We start from the raw sequence: 23030 nt of genomic DNA on the forward strand, positions 1-23030 counted from the left end.
GCGTGCGCCCCCTGTCTCCGCACGGCGGTGACCCGGTCGCCGTCGTCGGCAACGGACCGGTGGGGCAGACCACCGCCCTGCTGTTGGCCCGCTGGGGCGTGCCCGTCCTCCTGCTGGACCAGCGCCCGGCACGGGACGCGGCGGGGTCCAGGGCGATCTGCCAGCAACGCGACGTGCTCGACGTGTGGGCCTCGCTGGGGGCCGGTCGGATCGCCGAGGAGGGCCTGACCTGGACCACCGCGCGCACCTTCTACCGGGAGCACGAGCTGTTCGCGTGGTCCTTTGTGGACCGGGGCCGCTCTCCGCTGCCGCCGTTCGTGAACATCTCGCAGTGCCGCACCGAGCAGGTCCTCGACGAGCGCATCGCCGAACAGCCCCTGATCGACGTGCGGTGGTCCCACGAGGTCACCGGCATCGCGCAGGATGACAGCGGCGTCACGCTCACCTGCGCGACGGACCGGGGCGAGGTCCAGCTCCGGGCGTGCTACGCCGTGGCGTGCGCGGGCGCGCGGGGGCACTCGGTCCGCCGCGCGCTCGGCCTGGAGTTCGAGGGGCGCAGCTTCGAGGACCGGTTCCTGATCTGCGACATCCGGGCCGAGCTGCCGGGCTGGGAGTCCGAACGCCGGTTCTACTTCGACCCGGCGTGGAACCCGGACCGGCAGGTGCTCATCCACCCGTGCCCCGACTCGACCTACCGGATCGACTGGCAGGTGCCGGCCGACTTCGACCTGGCGGCCGAGGAGGCCGGCGGCGCGCTGGACGCCCGCATCCGGATGATCGTCGGCGACCGCCCGTACGAGATCGTCTGGAGGTCGGTGTACCGCTTCCACTCGCGCCTGGTGCCCCGGATGCGGGTCGGTCGGGTGGTGCTCGCCGGCGACTGCGCGCATGTCGTCGCGCCGTTCGGCGCCCGTGGGCTCAACTCCGGGGTCGCGGACGCGGAGAACGCGGCGTGGAAGCTCGCCTTCGTGCTGCGGGGGTGGGCGCCCGAGACGCTGCTGGACAGCTACCACACCGAGCGGCTCGCGGCCGCGGTCGAGAACATCGAGGTCACCAGCGCCACCATGCGGTTCCTCGTCCCCAGGGGCGAGGCCGAGTGGCGCGCGCGCCGGGCCCTGCTGGACGCGGCCGTGGCCGCGCCGGACGAGAGGTCCACAGTGGACTCAGGGCGGTTCGCGGAGCCGTTCTGGTACGTGGACTCCCCGTTGACCACGCCGAGCGCCACGCGTCCGTTCCCCGGCCGGCCACCCCGTGGTCACGCGCCGCCCGCCGTCCCGGGAGTCCTCGTCCCGGACGCGCCCGTGTCCGCGCCCGGAGCGTCCCGGCTCCGGGAGCTGGTCAGGGACGGGTTCCTCGTCCTCACCACCGAGGGCGTCGACCCGGCAGCGACCGCCGGGGCGCTGGAGGGGGCGGTCAGCGCCCCGCTCCGGGTGGTTCGCCTCGCCGACATCGACCGCGCCGGAACCGTGGCCGAGGTCCTCGACGCGCGCCCCCGGGAAGCGTGGGTGATCCGTCCCGACGGGCACATCGCGGCCGTGCTCTCCGAGCCAACACCGGGGGATCTCGGTGCGGCTGTCCGTCGTGCGTTGGGTTCTGCCCGCCATGACGGTGAGAACGTGCCCACCAGTGGGGGAGCGGGTTCGTCCGCACGCCCGTCGGACGGCGTCATCTCGGAGGCACCGGGGTGACGTGTCCGCCCGGGTTCTGGTGGCCTGCCGGCGTTCGGTGCATCCTGGCGCCGTCCTGACCTTCGACGCCAGGGACCGCTGACCCCGTCCTCGGGGAAGGGCAGCCAGTGAGGAGAACGCCATGCTCCTGAGCCCAGGAGGCGAAACGGAACCACCGGAGCCGCCACGGCGCGCCGGTCCGCCGGACATCGGGCTCCCTGGTGCCGTCGATCCGCGGCGTGACCACCAGGACGCCGTCGTGATCTTCGACCACGACGGCGTCCTGGTCGACTCCATCCAGGCCGACTTCCTCGCCTGGTCCACGTTGTTCGCCGAGTGGGGCGTCGAGCTGCCGACGCAGGTGTGGGCGCGGGCGTGTGGCCTCCCCCTGGGCGGTGAGGCGCTTCTGGAACGGCTGGCCTCCACGTCACCGCGGGCGGGCGACAAGGAGCGGTTACGCGACCGGCTCTCCGAGCTGTGGGACCTGTTCCTCACGCCGGACAACGTCACTGTCGTGCCCGGGGTCCCGGAGTTCCTCACGCACCTGTCCGCCGCCGGGTTCCGCCTCGCGGTCGCCTCGGCCGCGTCACGGAACTGGGTGGGCCGCTGGCTCCGGCACTACGACCTCGCCCACCACTTCGAGACGGTGGTCGGCGCTGACGACGTGCCGGCGGCCAAGCCCGACCCGGCGGTCTACCTGGAGGCGGCGCGCAGGCTCGGCGTCGCCCCGGCGGCCTGCGTCGCGTTCGAGGACTCGCTGGCCGGGGTCGCGGCGGCGAAGGCGGCGGGGATGACCGTCGTCGCCGTCCCCACCCCGCTCACCCGCGCCCTCGACTACTCGGCGGCCGACCACGTGGTCCGCCAGCTCGCGGACGTGCCGCCACACCTCCTCCGCCCGCACAGTCTCCGGGCGCCAGCCCCAGAGCCCGATCACCAGCAGGTGGAAGTCTCATAGGCCCCGAACGAGGTGGCCGAGAGAGGTCTCTTGTGGACTGTCCTGATAGGACATATCGGCGTCCTGTCCGAGCACCAAGCTCAGGGTGAGCCGCCGCTCGGTTTCCCACCACGTGACGGGAGGCCGAGGGCCTGTCCTCGAAGCCCGATCGTCAGAGTTCCGGGATGATGGCTCGGATGGCCGGCGGCGCGGCGCGGTGCGGATGGTGTGCCTGGAGTAGCTCTTGGCCGCGATCACCCGGTGTGGGTGCGACTGGCATGACCGCCCGTTGACACGATCGACAGCGGTCGGCCATGCCGGTCGCACGCGAGATGGATCTTGGTGGACGGTCCGCCGAGGGAGCCACCGAGGGCATGGTGAGCTGGCAGCTCTCCTGTTGATCACGCGACGCCTCGTCCACCGGCGGACGTCCCTTCGCCCCGGAGGCGGGCGACAGCGGTTCGATGGCCTGCCACCGCTCGTCGGTCAACTCGTGCCCGCGCGCCCCACCCCGAGGCCACACCAGATCAGCCACACCCGCTCTGAGGACAGGCCTGAGCGTGGGTCGCCGACAACCGGGTCAGGCGGAGGGCGCGGAGATCGTGTGCAGCTTGCCGACCGTCCGCCGGTCAGGGGCTTCGTCACGCCACCGCGCCAGCAGGTCGCGGGCGACGTCGGCAGGGGCGGCGAGCCACATGGTCCGCGTCCCGGTCGGGACGGTGCGCCGCACGGCGAGGCTGCCGTGGGAACAACACTCGCAGATGATGTTCATCGCGCTGCCCGCCTCGACGCCCCACTTCCCGGAGGCGAACAGCTTGTGCAGGGCCTCGTGGTCGCTCGCGTCGGGCGCGGAGACCTCGACGGCCCAGGTGGGCAGCTCGGACCGTTGCCAGACCTCGATCTCGTCGAACACGGGGACCGGGTGGCCGTTGAGGACCCGTTCCCCGTCGGGGACGCCGTCGTGCAGGATGACGTCGCCGAACCGCCGGTCGCAGGCCATGGGCACGTTGAGCACGACGGCGCGGGTGGGGCAGATCCGGCGGCCCCACACGACCTCGCCGGTCGTCGCCGGGTCGAGCCGGATGCAGACCGGGCCGAAGTAGCCCTCCAGGCTGTCCTCGCCCGGATCGATCCCGTCGATCCCGAAGTCGATCCACGCCTGTCGGGCGGTCGCCCAGTCGCGCAGGGCGGTGGCGGCGATCCCGAGGTTCCAGAAGGCGGGCTCGCCGGTTCCTGGTTCGACCAGCGCGGCGGCGCGCCTGCCCAGCTCCAGCGCCGAGGGCCAGTCGCGGAGGTTCTTGTGGGCCAGGGCGGCGTTGAACCACCAGGCCGCCTCGTTCGCGTCCCCCGGGTTCCGTGCGGCGAGGTCGGCGAAGACCCGTCCCGCCCTGGCCCAGTCGCCCGCCTCCCACGCCTGGTCGCCCTCGTTCCACAACGCGACGTCCTGCTCGCGCATGTCGTGCCCCCTCCCGGATTTCTGCCGGACGTTAACCCACGCCCGGGAGGCGGCGGCGCGGTGGTGAGGGGCTGGGGGTGGCTCATTTCCGGGTGAACGTGCGGAGGAACATGGCGAGGAAGACGCACGTGAGCAGACTGCTGGCCGCGATGCCCATCGTGAGCAGGAACGTGGTGGAGTCCGTCAGCCCGGGGGTGTAGATCTCCTCCCGGTAGCCGCCGTGGTCGATGACCTGCCTGCCGTCCTGGTGGTCGTTGATGTGGTTGACGATCAGGACGATCGCGAGGACACAGGGAGCGGTCAGGGCCAGCCACACCCAGCGCAACCGGCGGTTGATCCGTTCGCCCACCTGCTCGCAGTGTTGGGCGATCGCGTGTCCGAGGGCCTCGTGCCCCTCGGTCAGGCCGGTGATGGTGATCCCACGGCCGTCCATCCGCGTGATCCGGGCCTGGTAGTGGCTGCCGAGGGCGACCGCGAGCGCGGGCGGCCGCGCCCTCGCCCTGATCCGGATCGTGGCCAGGTCGTCCCACTCCCACATCCTGGTGCGTCGCGCGGTGACGTGCACGAGGCCGTGCTCGCGGAGCTGGAAGTGCTCGTTCTGCCCGCCCCGCAACGCCTTCGTCCCGTAGCTCACCGTGACGAACAGACCGACCAGGGCCAGCATGACGGAGATCCTGGCGACGCGGGAGGTCCCGGAGCCGGACATGATCCCGCCGTCCTCGACGGCGAGGAGGCCCACCGCGACGATCGTGGCGAGCGCGGTGATCCCCAGGGCGCGGACCGCGACCCCGAGACGGCGACGGTTGGCGACGCGGTGGACGCTGACGAGCGGACCCAGGTCCTCCGGGGCGCCGGCCGGAATCTCGGCCATGGGGTTCTCCTGCTGTGGCTGGAACCGCGGTCGGGCGGTCCTGCCGTGCGACCTGTGTCAGGAGCGCCGGAGCCGGGTGGTCGGGCGCGTCCGGCGGCGTCCTGCCTCGGGCGGTGTCGTCGATCCGGCCCGTGGCCTTCGGCGCGGTGGCCGGAACGAGAAAAGGCGCACCACCGGTGCGCCGCGGTGCCCCGGACGAGCCCCAGGCGAGGCTCGGACAAGCTCCGGACAAGCTCCGGACAAGCTCCGGACAAGCTCCGGACAACGCGGTCACCTGTCCACGGGCCTTCGGCTGGCGCACGGCTGACCGTCATGTCGGTCGGGGTGCCGCCGAGGGGGCAGGCCCGGCGGCACAGGGGGACAACGGGAGGAGCTGACCTCCCGGCGATCGATCAGCCGGTCACGTCATAGCCGTTGTACACGCCACCGATGCACGTGGCCTTGGTCTTCCAGCCGTTGTCCCAGTAGTTCTCGTACTTCACGGTGCCGCCTCCGTGCCGGCAGTCCTGCCGGGTCACGGTCGCGGCCTCGGCGGTGGTGGCCGCCGCCAGCGCGATGCCGACGGCCATCAGCGTCGTGCCCGTCAGGGCGAGAGCGCGTCGCATGGCTTTCCTCCTCCATGTGGATTGGGCGCTCATTACCTACTCGGAGGCGTGGATCACACGGAAGGCGTACATGGGAAATAGGTCCGAAAAGTCGTTCCCTTCCGGGCGAATGGAGTACTGATCGTTACGCTGATAGGACGCGTGCGCTGCCCCGGACTGCCTCTCGTCGCTGGGTCGTCAGGGAGGGGTGAGTGCCTTTTGTCCGCATCTGGGTGCCTTCGTCGTCGATCAGATACCGTCCAACGGGACTGCCCACCGGCCGGCCCCGACCCGGGTTCGCCCGGGTCAACGCCCGGTTCGACCGGTCGCGCGCCGACCGCCGCCCGACGACGACAGGACCTCCGTGGCTGAACGCAGGAACGGTGTGCCCCCGCCACCGACGGACACGACCGTGCTCGACCGCGACTGGGACCGCGCGGAGCTGACCGCCGAGGACCACTTCGCGCGCACGGAGTTCCTCGACGTGGACATGATGGAACTGACCAGCCGGGGCGCCACCTTCACCGAGTGCACGTTCCGGAGCGTCGAGTTCAACGCGTCGGTCCACCAGGAGTCGGCGTTCGTCAACTGCACCTTCACGGCGTGCAAGTTCTTCGACGCGACCTTCGTCGACTGCAAGCTGGTGGGCAGCATGTTCGACCGCTGCACCCACGACCTGATGAAGGTCTCGGGCGGGGACTGGTCGCTGGTCGGCCTTCCCGGCGCCGACCTCCGGCGAGCGTCGTTCACCCGCGTGCGGATGCGCGAGGTGGACTTCGCCGGGACCCGCTGCCAGGGCGCGACGTTCGTCGGCGTCGACCTCGCCGACGCGTGGCTGCACGGCGCCGACTTCTCCGGAGCGGACCTGCGGGGCAGCGACCTGTCCGCGATGGACCCGCTCACCGTCAACCTCAGGGGCGCCACCATCGAACCGGACCAGGCTTTCGTCCTGGTCACGGCGCTGGGGCTGCGCATCCGCTGACCCGCCACGCGAACCACAGTGGACGCTCCACAGTGGAGTGTCCATGTCGGGCACCTCCGTTCGCGGGTCGTGGGACGACAGGCGGTTCCCGTCCTCCGCCTTTCGTCGCCGGAGGGTGGAGGGGAGGGGGCCTGGCGCTGACGGGTGGAGGCCGACCCGACGTGGGTCATGCGAGTGGGCAACACCGGGCCGACGGCTCTGGCGTGTCGCCGGGAACAGGGAGACCATCAACCCCAGCTCGTCGTCTTCCGACGTGTCGAGTCGAGGGGAGCCCGGGGTGCGTGAGGTCGCGAGGAACGTCTTCCGCGTGCGAGGGACCGACGTCAACTGCGTGCTCGTGCGCGAGGGCACGGAGCTGACCCTGATCGACGGCGGCTGGGTGGGCGACGTGCCCGCCCTGGAGAAGGCGATCCGCGCGCTCGGCCGCCGCCCCGAGGACGTCCGCGCGATCCTGCTGACCCACGCGCACCTCGACCACATGGGCGCGCTGAACCACTTCCACGAGCGGTACGGCGTCCCCGTCTACATGGACCCGGACGAGGTCGCGCACGCCCGCCGGGAGTACGTGGAACAGGCCACCCCGCTCGACATCCTCCTGCGCGCGTGGCGGCCGTCCGTCCTCGCCTGGAGCGCGCGCATCAGCCGGGCGGGGGCGCTGCGGCGCCTCGCCGTCCCGCACGCGCGGCCGTTCCCGGACGACGGCCCGCTGGACCTGCCCGGCCGGCCGGTTCCCGTGGCCTGCCACGGCCACACGTCGGGGCACAGCGCGTACCACCTGCCGGGGGCCGGGGTCGTCGTCACGGGCGACGCGCTGGTCACCGGCCATCCGACCTCGCGGTTCGTCGGTCCACACCTGCTCCCGTCCTTCTTCTCCCATTCGACGGGCGCCTCGGTGGCGGCGTTGGACGCGCTCGGCGCGCTCGACGCCGGCGTCCTCGTCCCCGGGCACGGTGATCCGTGGTACGGCCCGCTCGCGTCGGCGGTGGCCATGGCGCTGGACCGGGTAACCGAGACGGCGCGACCAGCCCGCTGAGCGCGCACGCACGGTGCGTCTCCGGGATTTCCCCGGCCCTGGGGGTCGCCGCCGACGCCGCGAGCGCATGACTCAGGAGTGATGTCAGGCGCGAGGACGAACACCCGTCGGGGGTCTCTCCCCGCGGACGTTCGCTCGTGAGGGCAACGGGACATGATGGCTGTCCGTGACCGACGATGGCGCAGTGTCGATCAAAGATGTGGCGGCGCAACTCGACATCACTGGGTAGGCGGGTCTGCCCTGATCGGTCCCGCGGCGGGCGCGACGAGTCCGCAAGGGGGACCTGTCGCGCTCGTCTGAGGGGCGCGCCGGTCTCGCTCCCCGTGATGCCCGAACAGTTCGGGGAGCTACGTCGGGAACTGCCGCCCCCGGTCGAGTCGGGGGTCGGACAGAAGACGCACGGGCGGTGGATCGACCCGGGCGGCAGGGTCCGCCGCGAGGTGAGTGGGACGCCGAGAATCGGCGTGCGGGTCGTCAGAGTTCTGACAGGCCACCCACTTCGTGGCGCTCCGGTGGTGGGGTCACTTCGGGATCGTGAGTGCCCTGGCCAGGTCGAGGACGAGCTGGTCGAGGTGTTCGTCGGCCGTCAGGGCGGACCCGGCCGCGTCGTTCCACCGGCCCGTCCCGCACTGCCCGCCGGCCCGGTTCGCGGCTTGGAGCGCGGCGTGCCACGTCCGTTGCGCGGTGTCGTCCGGCGCGCGGGCGAACGCCATGGCCTGACGAGTGGCGGTGCCCATGGCGGAGCAGGTGTTCTCGCTCGGCGAGGAGATGAACGCGCGCACGGTGTTTCTCACCTGGTCCATGTGCGTCTTCCCGCCGCCCGTGTACCAGACCGCCACGAAGTACGCCGCCTCGAAAGGACTGCTGGGTCGCGGCAGCTTCGTTGTCGGAGTGGGTTGGGTCATCACGGCCGGTGGCGCGTTGTCCTCCGCGTCCAGGTGTTTCGCGGAAGCGACCCCTGCTGCCATCGCGAGGGTCCCGGCGAGAAGGGGCAATGCGGCTCGGTGCCGCGTTCGATTCTGTTCCTGTTCCGGGGTGATCGACGGCTGGCGGACCGCCCGGAGCGCCATGCCGAGTAGTGCGCCAAGCGTGCCCGTCATTGGGACCGCGATCGCGAGAAGCCCCAGATGGGCCGCGAGGAAGAGCCATCCCGGCGGCCGGAGGCACACCGCGTCGGGAAGCCCGTCGCCCGGCAGACAACCGCACACCGTCACACTCAGCACGATCAGCACGAGAGCGGGCGCGATCGTCGCGTACGCGGCCATCAACGCCGTCGACGGAGCGGATCTCCCCGCCAGGGCCGCCGCCACCACCTGCGCCAGCACCGCGAACGCGAGCAGGAACGCCCACCACGCCGACCGCACCGCCTCCGGGCTCACGGCCGAAGAAGCAGTGGGCGGGAACATCCGGAGGATGACGGTCAGCACGAACCCGACCAGCCCGGAGACCCCGCCGACGAGCAGACCGACACGTGCCGAGCGGCGCCTCGGGATTCGTGCTCCCAGCAACGGAAGCAGCCACAACACGACGACCGACGCCTGAGCCAACGCGCTCTTGCTCTGGACATTCGCCAGGGCGCTGTCCGTCATCAGGGCCGCGATCGTTTCGACGCTCCCGAAAACCGCGCCCGACGACGCGATCGTCTGGCGGTCCATCCAGTTGGTCAGGCCGAACAGGGTGGGCCACCCGCGGAGGAACATCCACGACGCCCAGCAGTAGAGCACCAGCGCGCCGGCGGCCGTGACCACGACGACGGCGACCGGATGCACTCCGCCGTCCTCACGCAGCCAGTTCCGCGCGCAGCACACCATCCACGCTCCGACGGCGGCGACCACGACGACGAACACCGCACTGCCGACCAACGCGGTCGCACTGCTGAGGACGAACGGGTCCCGGTTGAGTTCGGCCTCGCGTCCGAGCACGACGCCGACCGCGAGGGCGGTCCCGGGAAGGACGTGGGCGACGAGCCGACCGCGACCCCGGCGCGCGAACAGCGCCGCCTGCCAGACGACCAGACCGAGCGCGCCGGCCAGCAGCGCCGAGACGACGATCCGGGGGAGGGTGTCCACCAGCCGGGCCCGCGTGGTGATCAGGATCCACGTCGCCTGGTCCCCGTGCCCGACGACCAGGCCGATCACGACCCCGGTCGCCGCCAGCGCGCCGAACCGGGGCCGCGCCCACCAGACCGGGTCCTCGACGACCCGTCGGCGCACCGACGCCGGCGGGTGGTGCGAGATCCACCGCCGCCACCACGGGTCGCGCGTCGCTCCACTGTGGACTGTCATGCCCTCGGGGCCGGCCCGCAGGTCGGCCTCCAGCTCCCTGGCGCGGAGGATGGCGTTGCGGCTCAGGTAGACCAGCGCGGCCAGCAGGGCCAACCGCAGGGAGATCCACCAGACGTCGGGGTCGGCGAGCCGGTCGAGCGAGGGACGGCCGACGGTCAGGTCCTCGGAGACCTCGATCCCGGACAGCGCGACCGCGAACGGCAGCGCCGCCGTGACCAGGAACGCCCGCCACACCGCGATGGTCCAGCCCGTGATCGCGACGTCCCTGTTGCGCACGTGCGCCAGCTCGTGCCGCACGATCGCGCGGAAGGCCGCCCGGTCACGGCCGTGCAGGGCGAGGAGACCACCGCTGAGGCACACGAGCGGCCGACGCCCACGACCGAACACGAATCCGGTGCGCCGCCCGTGGAACGGGTCGATCAGGAACACGGGTGGGCGGCGGCCGAGACCCGAGCGCGCCGTGAGGTCCGCGAGTTCGGCGCGGATGACGTCGAACTCCGGCGCTCCGGGCAACGGAACCAGCCGACGTCGCCAGATGATCCAGACCGGGCGCAGCCAGTACAACGCCGTCGCGAGCAGCAGCAGCGAGCCGACGCCCGTCGCGACGTACCCGCTGATGCGCAGGGTGATGGGGCGGACGCACTCGCGAAACCCCGCGTCAGCGACGGCGGCTTCGGCGTAGGTCGCGTAGCCGTCGAGCCCGGTCGAGGCGGGTGGGGCGTTGAGGATCTCGCAGCGGGTGATCTCGTCGGCGAAGCGCGCCGCCGGGGGAGAGGCCGTGCTGTGCGCGAGCGCCGCCGTGGCGAGGGCGAGCAGCAGGAGGACGAGGAAGCGGAGGGTGGTGCCGGTGGGCAGCCGCAGCAGGTGCTCCGCCGGGTCGCCGCCCGCCCGCATCGGGGACTACTCGTCCCGCTTGAACGCCGACAGCAGGGCGGTGACGACCTCGTCGACGCGCTCCGGCTCGACACCGAGTTCCCTGGCCCGTCGTTCGAGGACGACCCTGAGTTCGGCCTCCTGCGCGGGCGACAGCTCCGGCAGCTCGGCGACCTCCTCCCGTGGCGGCTCGGCGGACCGCCGGCGTCGCCACCGCCGGAAGGCCGAGAGTCCGCGCGCGGCCACCGACCTGCCCGCCTCGCCGGCCAGGTGGTGCACCGTGCTGGTGGCCAGCGCCAACGCCACCGGGCCGACGAGCGTGACGACCTCGCCGAGCCCGAACCCGAGGACGTCCTCCCGGTTGCGGGCGCTCCGGCGACCCGAGAAGTACGCCTCGCAGGTCGCCGCGAAGAACGGGAGCTCCTCGGGCGCCACCTTCTCCACGACGGCGCGCGCGAGCGTTTTCACCTGGCCGGTCACCACGTCGTCCATCGCGTGCCCCCCTCGGTGATCACCTCGCCAGGCTACTGAGCCGGGCCGACGGGAACACCGCCAACAGCCGAAAACGGACACCCGTCGACCGTCGGAGACTCCGGACGGCGTAGTCCCGGCGCCGGCTCGGCTCTGCTGCCCCGTTCGGAGGCGGGATCGCCATTCGGGTGTCACCCGATCGCAGCTTGGCGGGGGTCCGCCAGCCGGCCGATGATTCCCGGCACGACGTCCGAGACGCCGTCGACGGAGCCCGGGGTGGGTGGTCCGTCGGGCGGGGACCAGCTCGGCGTTCCGGGACTCGTCGTGCGTGCCGGCGCTGGCGACGCGCCGTCGCTCCCATCTCCGAGGAGGGTTCATGTCCCTGTTCCACTCGTCCAACCGTTCCCGTTCGCGAACGGGGCTCGTCGTGGGCGCGGCGCTCGCCGGCCTGCTGCTGCCCCTCGCGGTCGCGTCACCCGCCCACGCGGCCACGACCCAGGTGTTCGCGACCCCGGGCGCCGTCAAGTTCACCGTTCCCGCCGGCATCACCCTGGTCACCGTGCACGTCGTCGGGGCGGGCGGCGGAGGAGGCGGCAGCGGGTGGGGGACGTTCCCCGTGCCCGGCCCCGCCGGTGGTGGCGGCGGGGGCGGAGCGAACGCGACCTGCACCCTGATCGTCGCGCCCGGCAACGTCCTGAACATCACCGTCGGGGCGGGCGGGGAGAAGGGCGTCGCGCGGGTGGACGACCGGCCGTCCACGGCCGGGAAGATGGGTAGCTCGTCCAGCATCACCATCGGGACCACCAACAAGGCCTCCGCGAGCGGGGGCAACGGCGGAGGCGGCTCGCTGGGCAACGTGGCGGGCGGGGCCGGGGGCACCGGCGGGACGTCGCGGAGCTGCGCGGGCGGCGCGGTGACCACGAACCCCGGGCTCGACGGCACCAAGGGCGGGGACGGTGTGTTCAACGGCAGCGGAGGCACCGGCGGCGCGGCCGGTGCCACGGTGCCGGCGGAATGCCCCGCCAACTCCGGTCGGGGCGGGAACGGCGCCAACGGCGGCGTCTTCTCCGGCTACGACGGCGACACCGGCTTCAACGGCTGCGTCGTCCTCCGCTACTGACCAACCGGTCTCGCTCCACATCCCCGCACTCGCGGGGGCGCTCTCCTTCCTCCTGCTCGGTTCTCGGTGCGGTCGGCGACGATCGCGCCGGGGAGTACGCGAACACGCGTCCACAATGGACAGATGAGGGGCGTGGCACCGAGGGTTCGGGAAGATGACACGATCGCGACTACTTCTGTTGCTGTGCCAGCATCTCACCGATGATGCGCGCGCCGTCAGGGAAGGCGCCGGGATTCGGGCCGGAGTAGTTGAGCCGGAGGTAGGCGCCGGTCGGTTCGGCGGGGAACCACTCGTCGCCGGCCGCGATGGTGACCCCGGCGGTCTCGCAGTCGTGGACGAGCCGTGCCAGGTCGGTGGTGTCCGGAAGCCGCACCCAGAGGTTCAGCCCGCCGGAGGGCACGGCTTCCAGGTGGGCGGCGGGGGCGTGCTCCCGGAGCGCGCCCACCAGGAGGTCACGGCGCGCGGCGAGCTGGTGGCGCAGGCCGCGCAGGTGCGTGCGCCAGGCGGGTTGGCTGACGACGTCGAGCGCGACGGCTTGCAGCATGCCGCTGACGTAGGTGGATGAGGCCTGCGCGTCGGCGAGGACGCGTTCCCTGGCGGGGCCACGGGCGACGATCCCGGCGACGCGGACGGCGGGGGAGACGCTCTTGGTCAGCGACCGCACGTAGACGACGTGTCCGTTGTCGTCCCGCGCGGCGACCGGGACCGCGTCCGTGGTGATCCCGAAGTCGTGCGCCCAGTCGTCCTCGATGAGGAAGGCGTGGTGCCGCCGCACGATGTCGAGCACGTGGTCGGCCAGGTCGGACGACCACTGGGCTCCGGTGGGGTTGGCGAAGTTCGGCTGGGCGTAGAACGCGCGCGCCCGGGTCTGCTCGAAGGCGCGCGCCAGCTCGTCGGGGTCGGGTCCGTGGATCCCGCTGGGGACGGGCACGACGCGCACGCCCGCCTGCGCGGCGGCGTGGATCGCGCCCCAGTAGGTCGGCGACTCGATCAGCAGCGGACGGCCCGCGCCGACGAGGGCGCGGAACGCGGTGCTGAGACCGCTCTGGCTGCCGGGGAGGACGACGACGTCGCTCGGCGTCGGCGGTGCGACCCCGACCGGCGTGGCCGCGCCCAGCTCGGTGGCGAACCACGCCTGGAGGTCCGGCAGTCCCGCCGTCGGAGGCCGCCCGATCGTGGCGTCGCTCCGGGCCGCGCGGGCGAACGCGGCCCGCACCAGGCGCTCGGGGAGCAGCTCCCGGTCCGGGTAGCCGGCGTGCAGCGCGATCACGTCGTTCGGGGGTGTGCGCAGCGCAGCGGACAGAGAGGGGATGCGGTTGCGCGGTGACCCGAGCGCCGCGGTCTGCCATCCGTAGTCGTTCGGGCGAGCGAGGTGGACCGCGCGCACGAAGGTCCCGACACCGGGCCGGCTCTCCACCATTCCTTGCGCCGTCAGGGTTCGCAGCGCCTTCTGCACGGTGACCGGGCTCGCCCCGTACCGCGCGACCAACTCCCGTGTGGACGGGAGCTTCGCGCCCGGTGCTGCTGTCGAGATCCATTCACGGAGGTCGGCGGCGATCCGAGCGCTGCTATCGTTGGCCATGAAGCAGGACAGTAGCGCTACTCCCATGACGGTGTCAGTGCTATCCCCGACACGCGCCGGCCTCTGGTGGGGCCTCCTCGGGGTCGTGGCGTTCTCGTTCACCGTGCCGTTCACGCGGATCGCCCTCGGAGGCGGCGGGTTCTCGCCGCTGTTCATCGGCTCCGCGCGTGCCGTCGTCGCCGCGGTGCTCGCGGCCGGCGCGCTCGTGATCACCAGGCAGCGCCTGCCTCGTGGCGTGCAGTGGGTCCGCCTCGCGGTCGTGGCCGGTGGCGTGGTCGTCGGTTTCCCCGTGTTGACGTCGTTCGCGCTGACCACCGCCTCGGCCAGCCACAGCGCCGTCGTGATCGCGCTCCTCCCCGCCGCGACCGCCGTGATGGCCGTGCTCCGAGGGCACGAACGCCCGCCGACGTCGTTCTGGGTCATGGCGATGGTGGGGGCCGTGGCCGCCGTCGCGTTCGCCTCGGTCCAGGGCGACGGGCTGGGTGGGCTCCACTGGTCGGACCTGCTCCTGATCGTCGCCGTCGTCGCGGCCGCGATCGGCTACGCGGAGGGCGGGCTCCTCGCCCGACAGCTCGGCTCCTGGCAGACCGTGTCCTGGGCGCTCGTGCTCGCCGCGCCGTTGATGGTCGCTCTGACCGGCGTCTCGATGGCGCAGACGCCTCCGACCGGGACCCCGGTCGAGTGGACCGCCTTCGCCTACCTCGGCGTGGTGAGCATGTTCCTCGGCTTCTTCGCCTGGTACCGGGGGCTCGCGATCGGCCCCATGGCGCAGGTCAGCCAGGTCCAGCTCGTCCAGCCCGTGATGACCATCAGTTGGGCGACGCTCTTCCTGGGCGAGCAGCTCACCTGGCCCACCGTCCTCGGTGGCCTCGTCGTGATCGCCAGCGCCGCGACCGCCGTCCGCGCGCGACTGGCAACGCCCCCGAAGGTGGAGGAGCGCCCCAAGGAACCCACGCCTGTCGGATGACGAGGTACACGAGAACGCTTGACATGACCCCTTCCCGCTTCGGGGGGATGCGGTCTCATCGAAAGGTGGTGCTGGTGTCAGGGGCGGCGAACTCCAGTGATTCGCCGCATCCACCAGGGCGAGTCTGGTGGGGATGTGCGGTCGAGGGGGCCTCCGCCGTCGTATCTCGTCGTCGAGGGGGTGGATGAGGGCACGCAGAGCCGCGCGACTGCGTGGAGGATGGGCTCACAGCACGTGGACGACGTCGCCGCGTACCCAGGGATGGCAGGCCCGGGACCCGACGGACCAGTGTGACCAGTACCGGTGTGCGACGCGGGCGTACCGCTGAAGTTCCCGATACAGGAACGCGACCTCGCCAGGCGACAGCCAGGGCTCCGTCGTCTCGACGCGCCGGATGTCAGCCAGCGCCCATCGGGAAAGTCCCGGAATGACGGAGTACGTCCAGTCGGGGTGGACGAAGGAGGCGGCGCGCCCCGCCCGGCATTCGGCCACCTAAGCGCCATAGTCCTTTTTGGACACGATCACGACGTGATCGTTGCATGGCCACGCCCCGCCACTGGTAGCCCGCTCCGAGTTGAAGCTCAGGAAGGGGCGTTGGCCGACCAGCGGCGGGGCACCGGGCTCCGTCTCACTCACGACTCACCCCCCGCGCACGCGGGGCCGATACGCAGCTCAGTGTGGCGCTCGCGGTGTACGCGGACTCATCCCCGTGTGTGGGGACGATGCGCAGCAGGCGCAGAAGGTAGACCGGATGGGAGACTCACGTCCGCTCGTGCGGGGACGATCGTGTGTCCTCTGTGGAGTGGCGGTGGCAGTGGGGCGCACCCCCGCATGTGCGGGGCCGATCCCGAAGATGCCACCCGGACGTGATCGCCCGGACTCACCCTCGGCGTGTGCGGGCCCGATGCCGGTGGGGGTCTTGGGTCGATCCTCAACTCGGACTCACGCCCACGGGACGATGCTCGCTGGTGGGCCGCCAGCGGCGCGCCCGTCGACTCACCCCCGCGTGCGCGGAGCCGATGCGCGCGAGGGGCGGGGGCGCGTCCACCCCGTGGACTCACCCCCGCGTGTGCGGGGCCGATACGGAGCGGAAGAGGGAGACCTTGTCGCCTTAGGACTTACCCCCGCGCGTGCGGAGCCGATTCGGGGTGGTCGTACGTGCCGATCAGGTAGCCCGACTCACCCCCGCATGTGCGGGGTCGATCCCGAGCACGGCCGCCCGGACGTGATCGCCCGGACTCACCCTCGGCGTGTGCGGGGACAATGGAAAGAGGCGCGACGGGTGCGCCGCCGTCCAGGGCTCACCCCCGCATGTGCGAGGACGATGCATCAAAGACCAACCGCGCCTGGTTTCGATCGAGTGCCGAGGATCGCGTCGGACTCACTCCCCGCGTGTGCGGGAACGACGATCCGTCGTGAGGACCGTGGGCTGGTGATGAGGACCTCCCGCGTGTGCGGGGCCGATGGATACAGCCCACCGCTGACCGGGCAGACCATGGACTCACCCCCGCGTGTGCGGAGCCGATGTGGCCAGCATCCAGGAGCCCACCAAGGACTCGACTCACCCCCGCATGTGCGGGGACGATCTCTACCACGACGTTCCTCGACTCGTGGTGCCGGACTCACCTCTGCGTGTGCGGAGCCGATACGACCAACGCCCCTACCTCCAGCGGCGACGCTGACTCACCCCCGCGTGGCGGGGCCGACCCGAGCAGGATCGCGGTGATCCCGCAGATCCGGGACTCACCCCCGCATGTGCGGGGACGAGCGGGTGCCCGAGGAGCACCCAAGGTGATGGGCGGACTCATCCCCGTGTGTGGGGACGATGCGCAGCAGGCGCAGAAGGTAGACCGGATGGGAGACTCACCCCCGCTCGTGCGGGGACGATCATGTGTCCTATGTCGAGTGGTGGTGGCAGTGGGACTCACCCCCTCGCGCACGCGGGGCCGATACCGCAGCGGGATGAAGGTTCTGATCTCGGCATGACTCACCCCCGCATGTGCGAGGACGATGCATCAAAGACCAACCGCGCCTGGTTTCGATCGAACTCAACCCAGCGCGTGTGGGGACGATGCCTTGTAGGACCCGGTGCCGAGGACCGCGTCGGACTCACTCCCCGCGTGTGCGGGGCCGATCCAACCCTGGCAGGGGTGGGGGCCGCCCCCACCGACTCACCCCCGCGTGTGCGGGGCCGATCTCTACCACGACGTTCCTCGACTCGTGGTGCCGGACTCACCCCCGCGTGTGCTGGGCCGATCCTCCGCGCCGCAACACCTCGCCCGCGCTACGGGACTTACCCCCGCGTGTGCGGGGCCGATCCCCGCGTGCACGGGGGTGAGTTGGCTACTGGAGACTCACCCCCGCGTGTGCGGGGCCGATCAGAGGAGGAGCGACGGCGACGTGAACAGGAACGACTCACCCCCGCGTGTGCGGGGCCGATGTCCTATGCGGACCGTGCCCGGGCTTGGTCGCGGACTCACCCCCGCGTGTGCGGGGCCGATAAGGCCGCCTCCTGTGGCTCGATATCGAGAACCGACTCACCCCCGCGTGTGCGGGGCCGATGACAACCTGCCCGTCTACATCCGGCCGAGCCAGGACTCACCCCCGCGTGTGCGGGGCCGATACTTCGTGACCTGCGTTGATGTCGCGCCGATGCCGCCGTGCTGACCTGTCGGTCGTCAAGGTACACCTCCCATCAGACATGATCCGGAGGAGATCATCGTGGGCGTGCTTCCGTTCGTCGTCAGTGGGGTGGTGGTCACGTGACGGAGGTGCGGTTGGCGCGGCGCGGTCGTAGCCACGAGGTGCGGCGCGTGCACTGGTGTGCGGGGGTGCCGGTGAGGGCGCGGCGGGTGCGCCGTTCGTTGCGGTAGGCGACCTTGAGGATGGCCAGGAGGGACAGGACCGCGCCCAGCACGATGGTGCGGACGCGGCGCGCCAGGCGTTCCCCGTTCTCCGCCCTGCGGCTCGCGGTGAGGAAGGCCCACTCCCGGTCGTTGAGTCGGCTGAGTGGGAAGTCGCCGTAGGCGGCCAGCCGGGCGCCCCGGTAGAGGAAGCCGGCGTCCTGGCCGGAGCGTTCCCACTCGGTGGCGGCCTCGGCCAACTGGCGGTGCCAGCGCAACAGGTCGCGGTCCTCGCGCAGCCACTCGCGCATGCGGGGCCACTCCCGCAGGAGCGCGTCGTGCGCCAGGATCACGCCGTCGCGCTTGACGCACACCAACCGGTTGCGGGCGAGCTTCTCCAGCACGGGCGTGACCCACGAGTCGAGGCGGTCCCCGAGCAGCTCGTCGTGGGAGGTGCGGCGCGGCGCGTGGTCGCTCTCGCTGGGGAAGCCGGTCAGCCGGAGCAGCAGTTCCTTGGCCACCATCTGTTCCGCCGGGCGCAGAGCGGTGAACACCTCCTCGGCGAGCCGGGCGACCATGCCGGGGATGCCGCCGAGTTCGTGGTAGACGGCGACGGTCAGGCTGCGGCCCCGGTGGCGTTGCCAGACCTCGCGCATCGCGTGCGAGACGAGGGCGACCGAGCCGGGCTGCCCCACCGCGTCGGCCACGACGGCCTCGACGAGGGCCGGGTCGACCCGGAGGCCGACGTTCGCCGCCGGCCGGATGATCGCGTCGCAGAGGTCGTCGCGGCCCATCGGGCCGAGCATCATGGTGTTGCCGCACAGGGCCGGCCCGAGCAGGGGCTCGGCCGCGCACCGCGCCGCGGTGTCGGCCCTGGCCGCGAGCAGGACCCGGTTGCCCGGCCGCGACCGGAGGTCGAGCAGGCCCCTGACGAACTCCTCGCGTTCCTCGTCTTTCCTGTTGGTGGCGAACAACTCCTCGAACTGGTCGACGACCAGTAGCGTGCCCGTGGGTTTCCCGTCACCGTCCGGCAACCCTTCCGTTCCGGGAACGGTCGCGAAGAATTCACGTGGGGATCGCTTTCCGGAGTCGTTGTCCCCGACAACGTCGCTCGGAGTGACGAACACCGTGTGGAACTCGGTCAGCGCGGGCGCCAGTCCGGCGCGCAGGAAGGACGACATTCCGATTCCGGAATCTCCGAAGAGCGCCACGAGGTCCGATTCCAGGACCCGGGACCGCACCTCGGCGACCGCCGCGTCGCGGCCGTGGAACCGGTGCGCGTCGGCGGTCTGGAAGGCGGCCCGCCCCAGGTAGGGCGGTTTGTCGGGAAGCGGGGGAGCCGCGCCGTTCCTCTGGCTCGCCAGCTCCGCCGCCGCCTGCTCCCAGAGCGCCTGCCACACGGCGGGGTCCGCCCCGCACGCCTCCGCGTAGGCCATGGCCACCGCCAGGGTGGGGAAGGACGTGCCGCCCGCGGCCTCCGACAACACGGTCACCGAGTAGTGCGACCGACGGGCCAACTCCCGATAGCTGGGTCTACCAGCGGATTCCCGGAGCTGACGCAGTTCCAGCGCGAAGCGTTGCACCGGACCTCGGGTGGGATCGATCACACGTTCAGGCCGCCCCATGACGTCCTCCCACAGCCAGCCTCCCCATCAAGCCTCCGCTGAAAGTACTAACACGAATGGATGTGCGCCCGGGGGCGGAGAAAGGTTTGTGGCAGGTGCGTTGACGACGGACGGACCAGTCGTTGCGTCCGAACGGACGTCGTTTGTCCTCCATCGTGGTTGTCCGGGCAATCAGCGTTACCGGACAACCGACCCCTCTGCTAGACCGGTGCGGCGGCCGGACTTTGGGGAGTCCGGTCGTAGCGGAGAGGTCCGCGGCGCGGACCTCGCGGTGGGGGCTGTACACCGTCGGTCACGGTCGATCGCGGCCGATCTCGGCGGTTCTTTCCGTGGACACGCGCGGCACGCTCGTGTCCCGCCCCGGCGCGCCTCCGCTGCGCCGTGTGCGCGCCAAGCGCACACGTCTGGGGAAAGGCAAGGGCCTGCATGTTGAGGATTCATTTCTCTGTCCAGGACCTGGCTCGCACGCGAATGACGGCGAGTCTCGGTGTGGTGGCGGAGAGCGTGTTCGCGCTGAACCAGTTCGTCCGGGGCGCGACGACCTCGTTCCAGAGCTGGCGCCGTCGGGTGCGCGGGCTGCTGGACGCCACGGTCGCGGAGGAGCTGACCGGTCGGAACCGACCACACCTTGAGGACCTGCTCCGGCTGCTGGAGCGGCACCCGGACCGCCAGGACGCCGACGACAGGGTCAGAGATCCACTGGCCGCGACCGTGTTCGAGTTCGGCCAGGTCGCCGTCACCCCGTACTGGGACCGGGTGCGCTCCCACCTGGAGTCGGTGCGGGACGTCCTCGGCCGGGTGGCGATCACCAACGGGGTGGAGGGGCTGCTCGACACGCTGCACCCCAAGCTGCACTGGGACTCCCCGGTGCTGACCGTCCCGGACGCGGCCGACCGGGACGTCCACCTGAACGGCCGCGGCCTGCTGCTGAGCCCGTCGGTGTTCCTGTCCGGCCGGCCCTGCGTGTTCCTGGAGGCCGAGCGGAGCGGCGGCCGGCCGGCGCTGGTGTTCTCCGCGCCCACCGACCCGGCCCTCACCCAGGAGTTGTGGGGCGACGAGGAGCCGAGGGACCACGCGCTGGAGGCGCTGGTCGGCCACACCAGGGCCGCCGCGCTCCAGGCGCTCACCGAGAGCTGCACCACCGGGGAGCTGTCCCAGCGACTGGGCATCTCGGTGGCCGGCGCCAGCAAGCACGCCACCGTCCTGCGCAAGGCCGGTCTGGTGATGACCGCGCGCAGCCGCAACAACGTCCTGCACTCGCTGACCGAGCTGGGCGTGGCCCTGCTCCAGAACCGCGGAGCGGCGCTGCCCCGCCCCCGCCAGCCCGAACTCACCTGACCCGTTCGACCGACCCGTTCGACTGACGTTCGATGACGGAAGGAACAGCGACGTGAGCACCAACCCCTTCGAGGACCCCAACGGCTCCTACCTGGTGCTGGTCAACGCCGAGGGCCAGCACTCGCTGTGGCCGGCGTTCGCCGAGGTGCCCGCCGGGTGGACGGTCGCGCTGGGCGAGACCGACCGGCAGAGCGCGCTCGACCACATCACCGCGAACTGGACCGACATGCGGCCCAAGAGCCTGGTCGCGGCCATGAACGACGAGCGGGGGGCGTGAGACCGTGACCCAGGCCGACACCGGCGCGTTCGCCACGCTGCCGCTGGTCATCACCGGCGACAGCGAGTCCGTGCACGAGCGGATCCGCCGCGACCGGGAGCGGATCCGCGCCGCGCTCACCCGGCACGGCGCCGTGCTGCTGCGCGGCTTCGCCGTGGGCGGCGTCGAGGGCTTCGACCAGGTGGTCAGGGAGCTGTCGGGGACGCCGCTGACCTACTCGGAGCGGTCGACGCCGCGCAGCAGGATCAGCGGGAACGTCTACACCTCCACGGACTACCCGCCGCAGGAGGAGATCTTCGCCCACAACGAGAACTCCTACCAGGCGGTCTGGCCGCTGACGCTGTACTTCTACTGCGTCGAGCCGCCGCTGACCCAGGGCGCCACCCCGCTGGCCTCCACCAGGGAGATCCACGCCTCGATCGACCCGGAGATCCGCGAGGAGTTCGAGCGTCGCAAGTGGATGGTCGTCCGCAACTACAGCGACGAGCTGGGCATGCCGTGGCAGGAGTCGTTCAACACCGACGACCGGGCCGAGGTGGACGCCTACTGCGAGCGCAACGGCATCCGCACGGAGTGGCTCGGCGGTGACCGCCTGCGGACCAGGGCGGTGCGGGAGCCGGTGCACCGGCACCCGGTGACCGGGGAGAGGGTCTGGTTCAACCACGCCACGTTCTTCCACGTCAGCACCCTCCCCGAGGAGATCAGGACGGGGCTGCTGGAGATGTGCGGCGAGGAGAACCTGCCGAACAACACCTACTACGGCGACGGCGGGGTGATCCCCGACGACGTCATGGACCACCTCAGGGCCTGCTACCGCGCGGCGTCCACCCGGTTCGACTACGAGCGGGACGACGTGCTCGTCGTGGACAACATGCTCAGCACGCACGCCAGGGAGCCGTTCACCGGTCCCCGGCGCATCGCGGTGGCCATGGCCGAGCCCTCCTCGGCCGTCTGACCGCCGGTTTTCACTCAGCCGTCAAAGACCTGGAGCCCGGCCGCGAGTCCGGAGAGGCTTCGACCCGCGGCCGGTCTCCAGGCGTGGTGCGCTTCGTCAGGAAGGAAACACAGTGTTGCGGCTGGATTTGCGCGAAGAGGACATCCGCTCGATCGAGAAGCTCGTCGACGAGCTGGCGGGGCGCTACTCCTCGGTGGAGGAGCCGGAGTTCCAGCGCGAGGCGGGGGTGTACGCCCAGGAGCTGCCCAGGGCGCTGCGCAGGGACCTGCGCGAGTTCCACCTGGGCGAGCCGACCGGCATCCTCGTGGTGTCGGGCCTGCCGGTGGACGACGACGAGCTGGGCCCCACGCCGGCCCACTGGAAGACCAAGCCGGACGCGTCGCCGTCGCTGCGCTACGACATCGCGTTCTACCTGGTCGCGTCGCTGCTGGGCGAGCCGATCGCCTGGGCGACGCAGCAGGCGGGCCGGGTCATGCACGACATCTTCCCGATCAAGGAACACGAGCACGAGCAGATCGGGTGGGGCAGCGACGAGCTGCTGACCTGGCACACCGAGGACGCGTTCCACCCGTTGCGCACCGACTACCTCGGCCTGATGTGCCTGCGCAACCCCGACGACGTCGAGACGACGGCCGCCGACATCGCGGACGTGCGCATCGACGACGAGACCCGCAGGATCCTGTCCGAGCCCCGGTTCCGCATCCTGCCGGACAACTCGCACCGCCCGGAGAACCAGGTCGGCGCCGACGCGGAGGACCCGCTGGTCGAGCAGCTCCGCCGGCGCAGCGTCGAGCGGGTCGAGCGCGCGCTCGCCGAGCCGGAGCCGGTCCAGGTCCTGTTCGGCTCGCCCGAGGACCCGTACGTGCGGATCGACCCGTACTACATGGAGGGCGTGCAGGGCCCGGAGGAGCAGCGGGCGCTGGAGACGTTCTGCGCCGCGGTCGACGCGGCCATGGGCGGGGTCGTGCTGACCCCCGGCGACATGCTCTTCATCGACAACTACCGCGTGGTCCACGGCCGCAAGCCGTTCCGGGCCCGCTTCGACGGCACGGACCGCTGGCTGCGGCGGCTCAACGTGGCCAGGGACCTGCGCAAGTCCCGGGACTCCCGGCTCACCGCCGCCTCCCGCGTCATCTACTGAAACGTTCTCCAGTCCTTCCGCCGAGA

General features: G+C 71.6%; 17 protein-coding genes and 1 CRISPR repeat array. Of the genes, 10 read left to right on the top strand and 7 right to left on the bottom strand.

The window, feature by feature from the left end:
* The first annotated feature begins 2 nt into the window (after positions 1-2).
* Both LX15_RS00455 and LX15_RS00460 read left to right on the top strand, forming a co-directional pair.
* Positions 3-1688 carry an FAD-dependent monooxygenase gene (locus tag LX15_RS00455; RefSeq protein WP_253667413.1) on the top strand — a complete coding sequence of 562 codons (1686 nt, stop codon included), beginning with the start codon at positions 3-5 and terminating at the stop codon, positions 1686-1688.
* Positions 1689-1926: 238 nt separating this feature from the next.
* Positions 1927-2622 (top strand): HAD family hydrolase, encoded by a 696-nt coding sequence (locus tag LX15_RS00460; protein WP_253667414.1) that lies wholly within the window; start codon positions 1927-1929, stop codon positions 2620-2622.
* A 559-nt stretch (positions 2623-3181) separates the two neighbouring features.
* Here the strand turns inward: LX15_RS00460 and LX15_RS00470 are convergent.
* The 3 genes from LX15_RS00470 to LX15_RS00480 all read right to left on the bottom strand — a co-directional run bounded on the left by LX15_RS00470 (position 3182) and on the right by LX15_RS00480 (position 5533).
* The gene (locus tag LX15_RS00470; protein ID WP_253667415.1) at positions 3182-4057 is read right to left on the bottom strand and encodes a tetratricopeptide repeat protein; all 876 of its coding nucleotides are present in this window, start codon (positions 4055-4057) and stop codon (positions 3182-3184) included.
* A gap of 82 nt (positions 4058-4139) precedes the next feature.
* Positions 4140-4928, bottom strand: a complete 789-nt coding sequence (locus LX15_RS00475; RefSeq protein ID WP_253667416.1) for a hypothetical protein — start codon at positions 4926-4928, stop codon at positions 4140-4142.
* A 392-nt stretch (positions 4929-5320) separates the two neighbouring features.
* Positions 5321-5533 (bottom strand): hypothetical protein, encoded by a 213-nt coding sequence (locus tag LX15_RS00480; RefSeq protein ID WP_253667417.1) that lies wholly within the window; start codon positions 5531-5533, stop codon positions 5321-5323.
* Between the two features lie 343 nt (positions 5534-5876).
* Here LX15_RS00480 and LX15_RS00485 point away from each other — a divergent pair, with 343 nt between their 5' ends.
* Both LX15_RS00485 and LX15_RS00490 read left to right on the top strand, forming a co-directional pair.
* On the top strand, positions 5877-6494 hold the full coding sequence (locus LX15_RS00485; RefSeq protein ID WP_253667418.1) for a pentapeptide repeat-containing protein: 618 nt from the start codon (positions 5877-5879) through the stop codon (positions 6492-6494).
* Between the two features lie 277 nt (positions 6495-6771).
* A complete protein-coding gene (locus LX15_RS00490; protein ID WP_253667419.1) occupies positions 6772-7527 on the top strand; it encodes an MBL fold metallo-hydrolase in 756 nt (251 codons plus the stop codon).
* 521 nt (positions 7528-8048) lie between these two features.
* Here LX15_RS00490 and LX15_RS00495 read toward each other — a convergent pair.
* Together LX15_RS00495 and LX15_RS00500 are read right to left on the bottom strand one after the other, a co-directional pair.
* Entirely contained in the window at positions 8049-10706 is a 2658-nt protein-coding gene (locus tag LX15_RS00495; RefSeq protein WP_253667420.1) for a M48 family metalloprotease, read from the bottom strand.
* A 6-nt stretch (positions 10707-10712) separates the two neighbouring features.
* Positions 10713-11177 (bottom strand): hypothetical protein, encoded by a 465-nt coding sequence (locus LX15_RS00500; protein WP_253667421.1) that lies wholly within the window; start codon positions 11175-11177, stop codon positions 10713-10715.
* 355 nt (positions 11178-11532) lie between these two features.
* Here LX15_RS00500 and LX15_RS00505 point away from each other — a divergent pair, with 355 nt between their 5' ends.
* Positions 11533-12276 carry a glycine-rich domain-containing protein gene (locus LX15_RS00505; RefSeq protein ID WP_253667422.1) on the top strand — a complete coding sequence of 248 codons (744 nt, stop codon included), beginning with the start codon at positions 11533-11535 and terminating at the stop codon, positions 12274-12276.
* A 169-nt stretch (positions 12277-12445) separates the two neighbouring features.
* Here the strand turns inward: LX15_RS00505 and LX15_RS00510 are convergent, their stop codons facing one another.
* The gene (locus tag LX15_RS00510; protein ID WP_253667423.1) at positions 12446-13858 is read right to left on the bottom strand and encodes an aminotransferase-like domain-containing protein; all 1413 of its coding nucleotides are present in this window, start codon (positions 13856-13858) and stop codon (positions 12446-12448) included.
* 25 nt (positions 13859-13883) lie between these two features.
* Here LX15_RS00510 and LX15_RS00515 point away from each other — a divergent pair, with 25 nt between their 5' ends.
* Positions 13884-14825 (top strand): DMT family transporter, encoded by a 942-nt coding sequence (locus tag LX15_RS00515; RefSeq protein WP_301303780.1) that lies wholly within the window; start codon positions 13884-13886, stop codon positions 14823-14825.
* Positions 14826-16993: 2168 nt separating this feature from the next.
* Positions 16994-17448: direct repeats of the CRISPR family, unit length 28 nt; unit sequence GACTCACCCCCGCGTGTGCGGGGCCGAT.
* Positions 17449-17583: 135 nt separating this feature from the next.
* Here LX15_RS00515 and LX15_RS00520 read toward each other — a convergent pair.
* A complete protein-coding gene (locus LX15_RS00520; protein ID WP_253667425.1) occupies positions 17584-19293 on the bottom strand; it encodes a helix-turn-helix domain-containing protein in 1710 nt (569 codons plus the stop codon).
* Positions 19294-19785: 492 nt separating this feature from the next.
* Between LX15_RS00520 and LX15_RS00525 the strand changes: the two genes are divergently transcribed.
* From LX15_RS00525 to gntD, 4 genes are all read left to right on the top strand, one after another.
* Positions 19786-20631 carry an ArsR/SmtB family transcription factor gene (locus LX15_RS00525; RefSeq protein WP_253667426.1) on the top strand — a complete coding sequence of 282 codons (846 nt, stop codon included), beginning with the start codon at positions 19786-19788 and terminating at the stop codon, positions 20629-20631.
* A gap of 52 nt (positions 20632-20683) precedes the next feature.
* Positions 20684-20908, top strand: coding sequence for an MbtH family protein (locus tag LX15_RS00530; protein WP_253667427.1), 225 nt, complete (start codon positions 20684-20686; stop codon positions 20906-20908).
* Positions 20909-20912: 4 nt separating this feature from the next.
* Positions 20913-21863: a TauD/TfdA family dioxygenase gene (locus LX15_RS00535; RefSeq protein ID WP_253667428.1), complete on the top strand. Its 951-nt coding sequence runs from the start codon at positions 20913-20915 to the stop codon at positions 21861-21863.
* A 112-nt stretch (positions 21864-21975) separates the two neighbouring features.
* Positions 21976-23004: a guanitoxin biosynthesis L-enduracididine beta-hydroxylase GntD gene (gene gntD / locus LX15_RS00540; RefSeq protein WP_253667429.1), complete on the top strand. Its 1029-nt coding sequence runs from the start codon at positions 21976-21978 to the stop codon at positions 23002-23004.
* Positions 23005-23030 lie beyond the last annotated feature (26 nt).

The sequence above is a fragment of the Streptoalloteichus tenebrarius genome (assembly GCF_024171885.1).
Lineage (GTDB): Bacteria > Actinomycetota > Actinomycetes > Mycobacteriales > Pseudonocardiaceae > Streptoalloteichus > Streptoalloteichus tenebrarius.